This window comes from Cellulomonas sp. Root137 (assembly GCF_001426725.1).
Taxonomy (GTDB): domain Bacteria; phylum Actinomycetota; class Actinomycetes; order Actinomycetales; family Cellulomonadaceae; genus Cellulomonas.
The window spans coordinates 177,570-191,339 of record NZ_LMFG01000002.1 but is presented as its reverse complement, the minus strand read 5'-3'; the positions used below and the strand labels follow the sequence as shown (position 1 = coordinate 191,339).

The window sequence follows — 13,770 nt, the reverse complement described above, 5'->3', positions numbered from 1 at the left end:
AGGGGGCGGACCTGACTGGGTCCGCCCCCTTCGCCATGCTCAGAGGCCCGCTGTCTCCAGCAGCCGGAGCCAGACCTCGCTCACGGTCGGGTACGACGGCACCGCGTGCCACAGGCGCTCCAGGGGCACCTCCCCGACCACGGCGATCGTCGCGGCGTGCAGCAGCTCGGCCACCTCCGGCCCGACGAACGTGGCGCCGACGACCACCCCCCGGGCGTCGTCGACCACCAGCTGCGCGTGACCGGCGTAGTCCGCGGCGAACACGCTCGCGCCCGCCACGTTCTCGAGGTCGTAGCCGAGCACGCGCACGTCGAGGCCCTTCTTCCGTGCGGCCTCCTCGGTGAGTCCCACCCACGCGACCTCCGGCCGGGAGAACACGACCTGCGGCACCGACCCGAGGTCGGCGGTCGCCCGGTAGCGGCTCCACGGACCCGCGGCACGCTCGTCGGCGGCCGCCAGCGCTCGGTCGCCCGGCGTGGCGCCGTCGGGTGAGTCCGCCGCCGAGGACCGCGGGTCGAACCGCGCGGCGATCACGTCGCCGACCACGCGGGCGTCGTACTTGCCCTGGTGGGTCGTCGCCGTCCGTCCGGACACGTCGCCGGCGGCGAACAGCCAGCCGCCGTCGACCCCGGTGGCCTGCAGGGCGTCGTCGACCGCCACCGCCTTCCCCGGCTCGAGCCCGAGCGTCTCGAGGCCCAGCTCGGTGGTCCGCGGTCGCCGACCGGTCGCGACGAGCACCTCGTCGACCACCAGGTCCTGACCGGTGCCGAGGTCCAGGTGCACGCCGTCCGCCTCGCGGCGCGCGGACCGGGTCTCGGCACCGAACCGGACCGTGACCCCCAGGTCGGCCAGCGACGTCGCGACCGCCTCGCCGGCGAACGGCTCCGCGCCCGCCAGGAGCCGGTCCCCACGCACGATCAGTGTCACCGCGCTGCCGAAGTCGGCGAACGCCGTGGCCATCTCGACGCCCACCACGCCGCCGCCGAGCACGGCCAACCGTGCCGGCACCTGCTGCGCGGAGGTCGCCTCGCGGCTGGTCCAGGGCGGCAGCTCCGCGAGGCCCTCGACCGACGGGAGCACCGGCGCTGACCCGGTGGCCACGACGACGGCGTGCCGGGCGGTCACCTGCGCCGGCCCGTCGTCGCCCTCGACCGTGAGCGCCCGCGGCCCGGTGAACCGTGCATGTCCCCGCAGGAGGGTGATCCCGGTGCTCCGGACCCAGTCGACCTGGGAGCCGTCGTCCCAGTGGTGCGTGATCTCGTCGCGCCGGGCGAACGCCGCCGCGACGTCGACGTCGCCCGTCACCGCTCCCGCGGCACCCGGGACGCCACGGGCGGCCGCGAGCGCCGCGCCGGGTCGCAGGAGCGCCTTGGACGGCATGCAGGCCCAGTACGAGCACTCGCCCCCCACCAGGGCGTGCTCGACGAGCGCGACGCTGAGCCCGGTCCGTCCCGCGCGGTCCGCCACGTTCTCGCCCACCGCGCCGCCGCCGACCACCACGACGTCGAACTCCTGCGCCTGCTCCGCCATCTCCGGCTCCGTCCGTCAGCATCGCCCCCCGGCACCGACCGCCGGGGACCTCGGCCTATCGTGGCGCGCTCGACGGGGCTACGCAGCGCGGGGTGGCCCGTGGGCTGCCCGGGCGGGACGATGCGCTCATGCATCGTGCACCGGAACCCGAGGCCACCGACGAACGCGGCGTGCTGCTCGGCTGGCTCGCCTTCCACCGCGACGCGCTCGCCGCCAAGTGCGCGGACCTCTCGGACGCGCAGCTGGTGATCACGTCGACGCCGCCGTCCGACCTCACCCTGCTCGGCCTCGTGCGGCACCTGACGGAGATGGAGGACCACTACCTGGTCCGCGCGCTCAGCGGCGTCGACACCGGGCTCCTGTACTGCACGGACGAGGACCCCGACGGCGACATCCTCGGTCTGGACGCGACGATGGCGGGCGACTCGGTGGCGCGCTGGCACGAGGTCCGGGCCGAGGCCGACCTCCTGCTGGCGGCGCATGCGGACCTCGGCGACCCTGCCGGGACGCGCACCGTCCGCTGGTACGTGGTCAAGCTGCTGCAGGAGTACGCGCGCCACAACGGGCACGCGGACCTGATCCGGGAGGCGATCGACGGGTCGGTCGGCGAGTAGGCAAGCGAAAAGGCCCCTGATCAGCGTTTCCGCTGATCAGGGGCCTTTCTCCGGTGCGCCATCAGGGACTCGAACCCCGAACCCGCTGATTAAGAGTCAGCTGCTCTGCCAATTGAGCTAATGGCGCGCGGTTGAGAACGCTAGCAGGCCGACCGCCCGATCTGCCAATCGACATCGACCGTCGTGACGACCGTCACGCGGTTCCCGTGTCGGACGCCGTCGAGTCCTTCTCCCACCATGCGTCGTCGGGCAGCCCCTCGGCCTCGAGGATCTCTGCCGAGGTGGCCTCGGGGGTCACCAGGTCGACGATCAGGGCCAGCGGGACGTGCTCGGCGAGCAGGTCGCGCACCGGCTGCACGTCCGCGGCGTCGTCGACGGGGACTGGTGTGGGCTCGTGCGTGGTCATGGGGGTCGACCTCCTCGGGGACCGTGTCCCGCTGTTCATGGCACCACCAGAGTGCAGGCAGTGCAAGACGGAGAACGCTCAGAGGTACAGACCGGTTCCCTCGCCGGTGCCGCGCGGCTCGGCCACGGCGTGCACGTCCTTCTCCCGCAGCAGCACGTACGTCGCCCCACCGAGCTCCACCTCGGCGCGGTCCTCGGGGTCGAACAGCACCCGGTCCCCCACCTCGACCTGCCGCACGTGCTGGCCGGCGGCGACGACCGCGCCCCACGACAGCCGCTTCCCGACGACGGCTGTGGCGGGGATGACGATGCCCGCGGACGACCGACGCTCCCCCGCCTCGCCGTCCAGCGAGACGAGCAGACGGTCGTTCAGCATGCGGATCGGGAGGTCGCTCACGCGTCCGACGGTACCCGTGCGACGTAGGCTGACCGCACCCCACCATCTCGCAGTGCAGGAGTTCACGTGCCCCGTCTCGCCGTCGGCGACCTCGCCCCCGACTTCACGCTCCCGACCGCCGACGGTGGCACCGTCACCCTGTCCGACCTGCGCGGTCGTCGGGTGATCGTGTACTTCTACCCCGCCGCGATGACCCCCGGGTGCACGACGCAGGCCTGCGACTTCCGCGACTCGCTCGCGTCGCTGCAGGGCGCCGGCTTCGCGGTCGTCGGCGTCTCCCCGGACACCGTCGACAAGCTGGCGGCGTTCGTCGAGCAGGAGCACCTGACGTTCCCGCTGGGCTCCGACCCGGAGCACGCCGTGCTCGAGGCGTGGGGCGCGTGGGGCGAGAAGCTCAACTACGGCAAGACCGTCACGGGTGTCATCCGCTCGACCGTCGTCGTCGACGCCGAGGGCCGCGTCGAGCTCGCGCAGTACAACGTGAAGGCCACCGGTCACGTCGCCAAGCTGCGCCGGGACCTGAAGGTCGCGTGAGCCTGTGGGAAACTTCCGCTGCGCGGGAGTGGTGAAACGGCAGCCACGCCAGGTTTAGGTCCTGGTGCCCGAGAGGGCGTGCGGGTTCGACTCCCGTCTCCCGCACAGGGAAGGCTTGGGACAGCTCCCGGCAGGACGCGATCCTGCCGGGAGCTTCCGTGTGTCTGGGGTTAAACGTTCCGCGTGCGTCGAACTCGTTGTACACCGGTGTAAATCTCGCTACTTTTCCGGCGAACCACCTCAACTCCGAGCTTGGCTGCCACGCAGATGTGAGCGCTAACAACGCTGCCTCCTCCGTGTCGACGACGACACGTCGGCGGAGGCGAGCCGACATGCCGGCGTGCTGGTCCCGACAGAGAGCGAGTCATCATGCGCACGACGCCCGAACAGCCGCACCGCCACGGATGGGGACGACGAGGAACCGCGCTCGTCGCCACCACGGGACTGATCCTGACCACGCTCGTCGCGCTGGCGAACCCGGCGCAGGCGGCCTCGACGCTCGGCGCGTCGGCGGCCGAGAAGGGTCGGTACTACGGCACCGCGATCGCCGCAGGGAGGCTCGGCGACTCGACCTACTCGACGATCGCCAACCGTGAGTTCGACATGATCACGGCCGAGAACGAGATGAAGATGGACGCGACCGAGCCGAGCCAGAACCAGTTCAGCTACGGCAGCGGCGACCGCATCCTGAACTGGGCCCTGAGCAACGGCAAGCGCGTGCGCGGCCACACCCTGGCGTGGCACGGGCAGCAGCCGGGCTGGATGCAGAACATGTCCGGCAGCGCCCTGCGCAGCGCGCTGCTCAACCACGTGACGCAGGTGGCCACGCACTACAAGGGCAAGATCTACGCCTGGGACGTGGTCAACGAGGCGTTCGCCGACGACGGTCGCGGCAGCCGTCGCGACTCCAACCTGCAGCGCACCGGCAACGACTGGATCGAGGCGGCGTTCCGCGCCGCCCGCGCCGCCGACCCCGGCGCCAAGCTCTGCTACAACGACTACAACACCGACGGCATCAACGCGAAGTCCACGGGCGTCTACACCATGGTCCGCGACTTCAAGTCCCGCGGCGTCCCGATCGACTGCGTGGGCTTCCAGGCGCACCTCGGCACGAGCCTTCCCGGCGACTTCCAGGCCAACCTGCAGCGCTTCGCCGACCTCGGCGTGGACGTCCAGCTCACCGAGCTCGACATCCAGCAGGGCGGGAACCAGGCGAACATGTACGCCGCCGTGACCAACGCCTGCCTCGCCGTGTCGCGGTGCACCGGCATCACCGTGTGGGGCGTGCGCGACTCCGACTCGTGGCGCACGGGGGCCAACCCGCTGCTCTTCGACTCGTCCGGCAACAAGAAGGCGGCCTACACCTCCGTCCTGAACGCCCTCAACGCGGGCGGCGGCGGTGGCGGTGGCGGTGGCTCGACCTCGATCGACACCTCCGCCTGGTACGTGCTGGTCAACCGGAACAGCGGCAAGGCGCTCGACGTGTACAACCTGTCCACCGCCGACGGTGCCCGGATCACCCAGTGGACCCGCAACGACGGCAACCAGCAGCAGTGGCAGTTCACCAGCACCGGTGACGGCTACTACGAGATCAGGTCCAGGCTCTCCGGCAAGAACCTGGACGTCTCCGGCAGGTCGACGGCCGACGGTGGCGCGATCGTGCAGTGGACCGACAACAACGGGACCAACCAGCAGTGGCGGGCCACGATCTCGAACGGGTACGCCACGCTGATCAGCCGCAACAGCGGCAAGGCCCTCGAGGTGCAGGGGGCCTCGACGGCCGACGGCGCCGCCATCGTGCAGTACAGCAGCTGGAACGGCGCCAACCAGCAGTGGCAGCTCGTCCGCGTCGGATGACCGACACCCGTAGCGGGGGTGGGGTGCCGACCGGGCGCCCCACCTCCACGACCCCCGAAGGAGTGGGACGCATGAGAAGAAGCCCGAGAGAGACGCGGCATCGCTGGGAGGCGTGGCTCGTCGCGTTGAGCGTGGCGCTGACCGGCACGGTCGCCGTGCTCACCGCACAGGCCGCGAGCGCCGCATCGATCGACACCTCCGCGTCCTACGTGCTGGTCAACCGCAACAGCGGCAAGGCCCTGGACGTGTACAACCTGGCCACCAACGACGGCGCACGCATCGCCCAGTGGACCCGCAACGACGGCGCCCAGCAGCAGTGGCAGTTCGTCGACTCGGGCAGCGGCTACTACCGGCTCAAGTCACGGCTGTCGGGCAAGGTCCTCGACGTCTCCAACCGGTCCACCGCGGACGGTGCCGCCCTCATCCAGTGGACCGACGCCAACTCCACCAACCAGCAGTTCAGCATCCAGGACATCGACGGCTACATCCAGCTGATCAGCCGGAACAGCGGCAAGGCCGTCGAGGTCCAGGGCGCCTCCACCGCCGACGGCGCCAACGTCGTCCAGTACTCCGACTGGAACGGCGCCAACCAGCAGTGGCAGCTCGTCCGGCTCGGCGGCACCACACCGACGACACCGCCGCCGACGGGCACGTGCACCCTCCCGTCGAGCTACCGGTGGAGCTCCACGGGTGTGCTCGCCACGCCGAGGTCGGGCTGGGCCTCGCTCAAGGACTTCACCACGGCCGAGTACAACGGCCGGCACCTCGTCTACGCGACGACCCACGACTTCGGCTCGTCGTGGGGCTCGATGAACTTCAGCCTGTTCTCCAGCTGGCCCGACATGGGCTCCGCCTCGCAGAACGCCATGTCGTCCGCGACCGTGGCCCCGTCGCTCTTCTACTTCGCCCCGAAGAACATCTGGGTGCTCACCTACCAGTGGGGTCCGTCCGCCTTCATGTACCGGACCTCGAGCGACCCGACGAACGCCAACGGCTGGTCGGCTGCGAGCACCCTGTTCTCCGGGTCGATCAGCGGCTCCGGCACCGGTCCCATCGACCAGACGGTCATCGGCGACGGCACGAACATGTACCTGTTCTTCGCCGGGGACAACGGGAAGATCTACCGCGCGAGCATGCCCATCGGGAACTTCCCGGGCAGCTTCGGCTCGTCGTACACCACCATCATGAGCGACTCCACGAACAACCTGTTCGAGGCGCCTCAGGTGTACAAGGTCAAGGGCCAGAACCAGTACCTGATGATCGTCGAGGCGATCGGTGCCAACGGTCGGTACTTCCGCTCGTTCACCGCCACCAGCCTCTCCGGCTCGTGGACGCCGCAGGCGGCGACCGAGGGCAACCCGTTCGCGGGCAAGGCCAACAGCGGCGCGACGTGGACCAACGACATCAGCCACGGTGAGCTCATCCGCTCGAGCAACGACCAGACGATGACCGTCGACCCCTGCAACCTGCAGCTGCTGTACCAGGGCCGCTCCCCCAGCTCCGGCGGGGACTACGGCCTGCTCCCGTACCGCCCGGGTCTGCTGACCCTCCAGCGGTAGCCGCGCACGCAGAAGGGCCGGTCCCCATCCCGGGGGCCGGCCCTTCTGACGTCAGGTCAGGCGTCCGTGGTGGCCGCGGCGGCGATCTTCTCGCGCACCTCGTCCATGTCCAGCGCCTTCACGGCCTCGACCACCTGCTCCAGCGCGGGAGCGGGCAACGCGCCGGCCTGGTTGAACACCAGGATGCCGTCGCGGAAGGCCATCAGGGTCGGGATCGAGAAGATCTGCAGCTCGGCGGCCAGCTCCTGCTCGGCCTCGGTGTCGACCTTCGCGTGCACGACGTCCGGGTGGTTCTCCGAGGAGTCCTCGAAGACGGGTCCGAACCGCTTGCACGGCCCGCACCACTCTGCCCAGAAGTCGACAAGGACGATCTCGTTGTCCTTGATGGTCTGGCCGATCGTGCTACCGGTCAGCTCAGTCGTCGCCATGACGTTCCTCCAGTCCTCGGTTACCGCCAGATAGAGCACGCAACCACCCACGACTATTCCCGAGGGTGGTGGGACGCACACCTCGGGAGGCCCGGATCCGCGCGGCGTGCCCGTCGCGGGCGCTCCCGGCGAGGTAGACATGGTCAGTGACCGCTTCCGCCGAGTACCCCCGCGGCCCCGAACGTCCGGCCGGCTGGCTCAGCCCCGAGGAGATCGGTCGTGCCCGCACGCAGCTGCCGATCCTCTACATCGACGCCATCCCGGTGCGCGTGGACGACTCGGGCGACGTCGTGCAGGTGGGCCTGCTGCTGCGGGTCACGCAGGAGGGCGTCATGTCCCGGGCGCTGATCAGCGGTCGCGTGATGTACCACGAGCGGGTGCGCGACGCGCTGCTGCGGCACATCGAGAAGGACCTCGGCCCGGTGGCTCTCCCGCAGATCCCCGCGTCGCCGCAGCCGTTCACCGTCGCCGAGTACTTCCCGACGCCCGGCGTGACGCCGTACCACGACCCGCGACAGCACGCGGTGTCGCTCGCGTACGTGGTGCCGGTGCTCGGCGACTGCCGGCCGCAGCAGGACGCCATCGACCTCGCGTGGATGACGCCCGAGGAGGCGTGCGCGCAGCAGATCCAGTTCGAGATGAACGGCGGGCAGGGCCTCCTGCTCCGCCAGGCGATGGGATACGTCGGCCGCCTGCCGTGAGAGCTACAGGCTGAGCTCCGGCCAGTCCGCCAGGTCAGCCCGCATCCGGCGGTCGTGGGTGGCGACGACCACCGCGGCCGACGTGGCCCGCAGTGCGGCGGTGAGCTCGTCCACCAGCCCGACGGACAGGTGGTTCGTCGGCTCGTCGAGGATGAGCACGTGCGGAGCCGCCAGCAGCGCGCACGCGAGATCGAACCGGCGCCGCTGACCGACGGACAGCTCGCGCAGCGGCCGGTCGAGGTCCTCCTCGGTGAGCAGACCGAGCGCGGCGATCGGGACCAGCTGACCGGGGTCGAGCAGCTGAGCCTCCAGGAGCGTCAACGCGTGGCGCGCGTACGCGTCGAACCCGGAGAGCTGCTCGGCGGCCCCGGCGGCGCGCGGGTGGGCGACGAGGGCCGCGGCGTGCTCCGTCGGACCCTCCTGGGCGAGCACCCCGAGCCGCACGCCGGGCGCGATCGAGCGCACGCCGCGGTCGAGCCGGACGGATCCCGCCAGCGCCGCGAGCAGGGTCGACTTGCCGGAGCCGTTGGGCCCGGTGACCAGCAGGCGCCCGCACGCGGGGACGTCGACGCGCACCCCGGCGAGGTCGAGGCGACCGGTCACCCGCGGCGCGCGCAGGTCCAGGAGCGGCCCCGTCGGCGGCTGCGGCGGGAGCGAGGGGAGGTCGGGGAACGTGAGCACCAGCGGCGGCGTCGGCACCTCGACGGCGTCGGCCTCGAGCTGCTGGATCAGCCGGTCCGCCGCCTTGACGTGCCCCCGCGCGCGCGTGGCACGCCGGTGCGTCTGGGATCCCTTGGGCGGGCGCCACTCGTCGGAGAGGTTCTCGTACGTCGAGTCGAGCCGCTCGGCCAGCTGGACCGCCCGCTTGCGCTCGGCCCGGTACCGCGCCCGCCAGCGCCGGATCATCTGGCTCTTGAGGAACCGGTAGTCGGAGTACCGCGTGGCGCCGTACAGCGCGGGCCTGCCGTCCATGGCGGGATCGAGGTCGAGGATCGCGGTCATCACGTCGTCGAGCAGTCGGCGGTCGTGCGTGACGATGACGACCGCGCCCGGCCACTCCCGCAGCTGCGCGGTCAGGTAGTCGATGCCGGCCGCGTCCAGGTGGTTGGTGGGCTCGTCCAGGAGCAGCAGGTCCGCGCGCTCCCCGATCCGGCACGCCAGCCGCACCCGGTACCGCTCGCCGACGCTCAGCTGGTCCAGCCGCCGGTCCGCCTCGCGCGGTGCACCGAACCGCGTCAGCGCCTCGTCGACCCGGCGGTCGGCGTCCCAGGCGGCGAGGTGCTCGTAGCGGGCGACGGCGGCGGTCAGCCGCGCGAGGTCGCCGGACTCGTGGTCGAACCCCGCGATGGCCGCCTCGAGCTCGGCCGCGGCGGCGCGGATGCCGCCGAGGGCCTCCGCGACGAAGGTGCCGACGGTCGCGCCACCGGGTGCGTCGAGCTCCTGCTCCACCGAGGCGAGCGTGCCGCTGCGGTGCACGGTCCCGGTCTGCGGTGCGAGCTCACCCGCGAGGACCCGCAGCAGGGTCGTCTTGCCGGCCCCGTTCTCCCCGACGACGCCCACCCGGTCCCCGGCGCTGACCACCAGGTCCACGCGTTCGAGCACGGGGTGACCCGGGTACCCGTAGGTCACCGCGTCCGCCACCAGCTGCACGTGGCCGTCAGACACTGCGGGTCATCCCCCGAGCACCCGCACCAGCGTGGGGACGAGCGCGCGGAACGCCGTGCCGCGGTGGCTGATCGCGTTCTTCTCCGCCGGCGTGAGCTCCGCGCACGACCGGGTCTCGCCGACCGGCACGAGGATCGGGTCGTACCCGAAGCCGCCGGCGCCGCGAGGTTCCGCGGCCAGCACGCCCTCGAGCGTGCCGGTCTCCACGTGCTCGAACCCGTCCGGGGTGACCAGCGCCGCGGCGCAGACGAAGCGGGCGCCGCGGTGCGGCTCCGGGACGTCGGCGAGCTGCGCCAGCAGGAGCGCGAGGTTGGCCGCGTCGTCACCGTGCCGGCCAGCCCAGCGCGCCGAGAAGATGCCGGGCGCACCGCCCAGCACGTCGACCGCCAGCCCTGAGTCGTCCGCGACCGCGGGGAGCCCGGTGAACGCGGCGAGCGAGCGCGCCTTGATCAAGGCGTTCTCGGCGAACGTGACACCGTCCTCGACGGGCTCGGGGGCGCCCACGTCGCGGGCACCGACCACCGACGACGGGTCCAGCCCGGGCAGCACCGGGGCGAGGATCGCGCGCAGCTCGCCGACCTTGTGGGCGTTGTGCGTCGCGAGGACCAGCCGCGCGCTCACCGCACCAGCCGCGTGGCCGAGCCGTCCGCCGGTGCCGAGGCCAGCGCCGCGACCTGCAGGGCCGTGAGCTGGGCGGTGCCGGCGACCGCGAGGTCCAGCAGCGAGTCGAGCTCCGCGCGGTCGAACGGCGCGTGCTCGGCGGTGCCCTGCACCTCGACGAACGTGCCCGACCCCGTGACCACGACGTTCATGTCCGTCTCGGCCCGCACGTCCTCGACGTAGGGCAGGTCCAGCACGGGCAGCCCGTCGACGATGCCGACGCTCACCGCGGCCACCGAGTCGCGCAGCACGACCTTGTTCTTGGGGATGTGCTTGTTCTCGACCGCCCACGCGACCGCGTCGGCGAGCGCGACGTACGCGCCCGTGATCGAGGCGGTCCGGGTGCCGCCGTCGGCCTGCAGCACGTCGCAGTCGAGCACGATCGTGTTCTCGCCGAGCGCGGAGACGTCGATGATCGCGCGCAGCGACCGACCGATCAGCCGCGAGATCTCGTGCGTGCGCCCGCCGACGCGCCCCTTGACCGACTCGCGGTCCGAGCGGCTGGACGTCGCGCGCGGGAGCATCGAGTACTCGGCGGTGACCCAGCCCTCGCCGGAGCCCTTCTTCCAGCGCGGCACGCCCGGGGTGAACGACGCGACGCAGAGCACCTTGGTGCCCCCGAACTCGACGAGCACGCTGCCCTCGCCCGCCTCCAGGAAGCCGCGCGTCAGGGTCACGGGACGGAGCTGGTCGGGGGCGCGTCCGTCGGCGCGGACGCGCGTCGGGCTCCCGGTCGCAGACGAGGTGGTGGCAGCAGAAGTCATGACGACGAGCCTAACCGCGCGCCCCGACACCCCCGGACGTCCGCACTCCGGAGGGCTGGAACCCCCTCGAGTGCGGACGCTGGGTGCCTCAGAGGACGTGCACGCCGCCGGGGTGGGCCAGCTCGATGGGGCCGTCGTACACCGCGGACGCCTCGCTGACGGTCACCGCCGGGTCGTTCCAGGCCGGGATGTGCGTCAGCACCAGCCGGCCCGCTCCCCCGCGCGCCGCGGCCTCGCCGGCGCGTCGGCCCGTGAGGTGGACGCCCCGCGAGGCGTCGTCGCGACCCTCGACGTAGGCCGCCTCCGACAGCAGGAGGTCGACCCCGGCGGCGAGGTCGTCCAGACCGGCGCACGCGTCGGTGTCGCCCGTGTACGCGAGCGTGACGGTCCGGGCGGGATCCGCGTCGCTGGGCCCGGAGACCCGGATGCCGAACGCGGGGATCGGGTGCTCGACGGGCACCGGCTCCAGCACGAGCGGCCCGACGACGACGCGCGATCCGGCACGCCACTCGACCACGTCGAACTGCCCGTCGGTGCTGGTGGCGGGGTCCTTCCCGGCCAGCTGCGCGAGGCGATCCGCGGTCCCGGTCGGCCCGTGCACCGCGACCGGCGCACAGGGCCCCTCCGGGCGGTACCTGCGGAGCACGTTGAGCACCACCATGTCGGCCACGTGGTCGGCGTGCAGGTGCGACAGCCCGATCGCGTCGAGCCGGGTGGGGTCGCCGTACCGCTGCAGGGCGCTCAGGGCGCCGTTGCCGAGGTCGAGCAGGACGGTCCAGGTGCGCCCGTCGGCGTCGTCCGCCTGGACGAGGTACCCCGAGGCCGCCGAGTCGGGGCCGGGGAACGAGCCGGCGCAGCCGAGGACCGTGAGCCTCATCGCAGTGCCGCGCTGGACTCGACGGTCTCGACCTCCGGGCCGAGGAAGCGCCGGGCGAGGGTGCGGAACTGCGCCGGGTCGCCGGTGGCCAGGAACCGGTGCGTCGGCGGACCCGCAGCGGGGTCGCGCTCCAGGTCGTGCGCGACGAGCGTGCGGTAGACGTCCTTGGCGGTCTCCTCGGCGCTCGACACGAGGGTCACCTCCTCGCCCATGACGTAGGAGATCGCCCCGGTGAGCAGCGGGTAGTGGGTGCAGCCGAGGACCAGGGTGTCGACCCCGGCCTCGCGCACCGGGTCCAGGTACTCGTGCGCGTACGCGAGGACCTCGGGGCCGGACGTGATGCCGGCCTCGACCAGGCGCACGAACTCCGGGCACGCCCGCGTGGTCAGCTCGATCCCGGGCGCCACGGCGAACGCGTCGTCGTACGAGCGCGACTCGACCGTGGACTTGGTGGCGATCACCCCGATGCGCCCGGACCGGGTGGCCGCCACGGCACGGCGCGCGGCGGGCAGGATCACCTCGACCACCGGGATGCCCCGGCGCAGGGTGTACCGCTCGCGGGCGTCGCGCAGCATGGCCGACGACGCGGTGTTGCACGCGATGACCAGCAGCTTCACGCCGGCGTCCACCAGGTCGTCCATCACCTCGAGCGCGTGCGCGCGCACCGCGGCGAGCGGCTTGGACCCGTACGGGGTGTTCAGCGTGTCGCCGATGTAGAGGGTGGACTCCTGGGGCAGCTGGTCGAGGATCGACCGGGCAACGGTGAGCCCGCCGACGCCGGAGTCGAAGATGCCGAGGGGGGCGTCGTTCACGCGGACGAGCCTAACCGCTGCACGCTCACGGTTCGCCCGGGCGACCGGCGGCGCGCAGGTCGTGCAGCAGCACCTCGACGAGCGACTCCTGCAACCAGCTCAGCGCGCCGTACACGGCGACGAGGTACCGGCGGGCTGCGGGGTCGAGCGCCTCGGCCGCCTCCTGGGCCACCTCGGCCTGCGGCGAGTCCAGGAGGGTGTCGTACAGGTGCTCGGCCTGCTCGTCCGTGCGGATGCCGAGGCGCTCGGCGAGCACCAGGCGCAGGTCCGTGATCGCCGCCGCGACGTCCCGCGCGTCGTCCGGCGCGACGACGAACGCGTCCGCGCGCCAGCCGTCGACGGGCGTCGTCAGGGCGTCCCAGAGCCGGGCGAGACGGGCGATCTTGTCGGCCCGCAGGTCGTCCTCGGTCAGCCGCCGGAACTCCGCGGAGATCTCCGGGTCGTCGCGCGAGGCGTCGGGCAGGAGCCGCCGCACGGCGGGGTCCGACGGGGGCGCCAGCGGCTCGATCCGCATCCGCGGGTTCCCGTCACCGGCCGGGACCGGGTCCCGCGACTCCAGGCGCCCGCCGCCCAGCAACTCGGCGACGTCCGCGACGAGAGCGGCGACGACCTCGCGCTCGTCCGCGTCGAGGCGCGCGGCGTACATCCCGCGGCGGCGCTTGAAGCCGCGCATCACTGCCCGCTGCGCTGGAGCGTCGCCCAGAGCCCGAACCCGTGCATCGCCTGCACATCGACCTCCATCGCCTCGAGCGAACCGGTGGACACGACCGCCCGGCCCTGCTCGTGCACCTGCTTCATGAGCTTCTCGGCCTTCGCCCTCGGATGCCCGAAGTAGGACTCGAACACGTACGTGACGTAGCTCATGAGGTTGACCGGGTCGTTCCAGACGATCGTCACCCACGGGTCGGCGACGTCGGTCTTCTCCTCCTCCTCGACGAGGGCGTCGGGGAGGGTCTGCACTGGCACG

The 13,770-nt window shown here is 72.2% G+C and carries 16 protein-coding genes and 2 tRNA genes; 6 read left to right on the top strand and 12 right to left on the bottom strand.

Annotated features, from left to right (window positions below; genetic code table 11):
• Positions 1–39: 39 nt before the first annotated feature.
• Positions 40–1,530, bottom strand: coding sequence for an NAD(P)/FAD-dependent oxidoreductase (locus ASD18_RS13360; RefSeq protein ID WP_056092680.1), 1,491 nt, complete (start codon positions 1,528–1,530; stop codon positions 40–42).
• A 128-nt stretch (positions 1,531–1,658) separates the two neighbouring features.
• Here ASD18_RS13360 and ASD18_RS13355 point away from each other — a divergent pair, with 128 nt between their 5' ends.
• Positions 1,659–2,144: a DinB family protein gene (locus tag ASD18_RS13355; RefSeq protein WP_056092675.1), complete on the top strand. Its 486-nt coding sequence runs from the start codon at positions 1,659–1,661 to the stop codon at positions 2,142–2,144.
• Between the two features lie 54 nt (positions 2,145–2,198).
• Here the strand turns inward: ASD18_RS13355 and ASD18_RS13350 are convergent.
• The 3 genes from ASD18_RS13350 to ASD18_RS13340 form a co-directional block, all read right to left on the bottom strand.
• Positions 2,199–2,271 (bottom strand) — tRNA-Lys (locus ASD18_RS13350).
• Positions 2,272–2,337: 66 nt separating this feature from the next.
• On the bottom strand, positions 2,338–2,550 hold the full coding sequence (locus ASD18_RS13345; protein WP_056092674.1) for a hypothetical protein: 213 nt from the start codon (positions 2,548–2,550) through the stop codon (positions 2,338–2,340).
• Between the two features lie 78 nt (positions 2,551–2,628).
• Entirely contained in the window at positions 2,629–2,925 is a 297-nt protein-coding gene (locus ASD18_RS13340) for a co-chaperone GroES (protein ID WP_056093629.1), read from the bottom strand.
• A gap of 87 nt (positions 2,926–3,012) precedes the next feature.
• On the opposite strand from ASD18_RS13340, the gene bcp reads away from it, so the two are divergent.
• The 4 genes from bcp (at position 3,013) to ASD18_RS13320 (ending at position 6,896) form a co-directional block, all read left to right on the top strand.
• Positions 3,013–3,480: a thioredoxin-dependent thiol peroxidase gene (gene bcp, locus ASD18_RS13335; protein ID WP_056092669.1), complete on the top strand. Its 468-nt coding sequence runs from the start codon at positions 3,013–3,015 to the stop codon at positions 3,478–3,480.
• Between the two features lie 22 nt (positions 3,481–3,502).
• Positions 3,503–3,585, top strand: a tRNA-Leu gene (locus tag ASD18_RS13330).
• A 264-nt stretch (positions 3,586–3,849) separates the two neighbouring features.
• A complete protein-coding gene (locus ASD18_RS13325; RefSeq protein WP_056092665.1) occupies positions 3,850–5,337 on the top strand; it encodes an endo-1,4-beta-xylanase in 1,488 nt (495 codons plus the stop codon).
• Between the two features lie 71 nt (positions 5,338–5,408).
• On the top strand, positions 5,409–6,896 hold the full coding sequence (locus tag ASD18_RS13320) for a non-reducing end alpha-L-arabinofuranosidase family hydrolase (protein WP_056092664.1): 1,488 nt from the start codon (positions 5,409–5,411) through the stop codon (positions 6,894–6,896).
• A 56-nt stretch (positions 6,897–6,952) separates the two neighbouring features.
• Here ASD18_RS13320 and trxA read toward each other — a convergent pair whose 3' ends face one another.
• Positions 6,953–7,324 (bottom strand): thioredoxin, encoded by a 372-nt coding sequence (trxA, locus tag ASD18_RS13315; RefSeq protein ID WP_055921401.1) that lies wholly within the window; start codon positions 7,322–7,324, stop codon positions 6,953–6,955.
• Between the two features lie 146 nt (positions 7,325–7,470).
• On the opposite strand from trxA, the gene ASD18_RS13310 reads away from it, so the two are divergent.
• Complete coding sequence (locus ASD18_RS13310; RefSeq protein WP_056092661.1) at positions 7,471–8,025, top strand: NUDIX hydrolase family protein; 555 nt, start codon at positions 7,471–7,473, stop codon at positions 8,023–8,025.
• Positions 8,026–8,028: 3 nt separating this feature from the next.
• Here ASD18_RS13310 and ASD18_RS13305 read toward each other — a convergent pair whose 3' ends face one another.
• The 7 genes from ASD18_RS13305 to clpS form a co-directional block, all read right to left on the bottom strand.
• A complete protein-coding gene (locus ASD18_RS13305) occupies positions 8,029–9,675 on the bottom strand; it encodes an ABC-F family ATP-binding cassette domain-containing protein (protein WP_056093626.1) in 1,647 nt (548 codons plus the stop codon).
• A gap of 21 nt (positions 9,676–9,696) precedes the next feature.
• Positions 9,697–10,311 carry an RdgB/HAM1 family non-canonical purine NTP pyrophosphatase gene (rdgB, locus tag ASD18_RS13300; protein ID WP_056092659.1) on the bottom strand — a complete coding sequence of 205 codons (615 nt, stop codon included), beginning with the start codon at positions 10,309–10,311 and terminating at the stop codon, positions 9,697–9,699.
• Complete coding sequence (gene rph / locus ASD18_RS13295; RefSeq protein WP_056092657.1) at positions 10,308–11,114, bottom strand: ribonuclease PH; 807 nt, start codon at positions 11,112–11,114, stop codon at positions 10,308–10,310. The genes rdgB and rph overlap by 4 nt, the downstream gene beginning before the upstream one ends.
• A gap of 88 nt (positions 11,115–11,202) precedes the next feature.
• The gene (locus tag ASD18_RS13290) at positions 11,203–11,991 is read right to left on the bottom strand and encodes an MBL fold metallo-hydrolase (protein ID WP_056092654.1); all 789 of its coding nucleotides are present in this window, start codon (positions 11,989–11,991) and stop codon (positions 11,203–11,205) included.
• Positions 11,988–12,803 carry a glutamate racemase gene (gene murI, locus ASD18_RS13285; RefSeq protein ID WP_056092652.1) on the bottom strand — a complete coding sequence of 272 codons (816 nt, stop codon included), beginning with the start codon at positions 12,801–12,803 and terminating at the stop codon, positions 11,988–11,990. The genes ASD18_RS13290 and murI overlap by 4 nt, the downstream gene beginning before the upstream one ends.
• Before the next feature lie 25 nt (positions 12,804–12,828).
• Positions 12,829–13,476, bottom strand: a complete 648-nt coding sequence (locus tag ASD18_RS13280; RefSeq protein WP_056092650.1) for a DUF2017 domain-containing protein — start codon at positions 13,474–13,476, stop codon at positions 12,829–12,831.
• On the bottom strand, positions 13,476–13,769 hold the full coding sequence (gene clpS, locus ASD18_RS13275) for an ATP-dependent Clp protease adapter ClpS (protein ID WP_056092647.1): 294 nt from the start codon (positions 13,767–13,769) through the stop codon (positions 13,476–13,478). Before clpS ends, ASD18_RS13280 begins: the two co-directional genes overlap by 1 nt.
• Position 13,770: the final 1 nt, after the last annotated feature.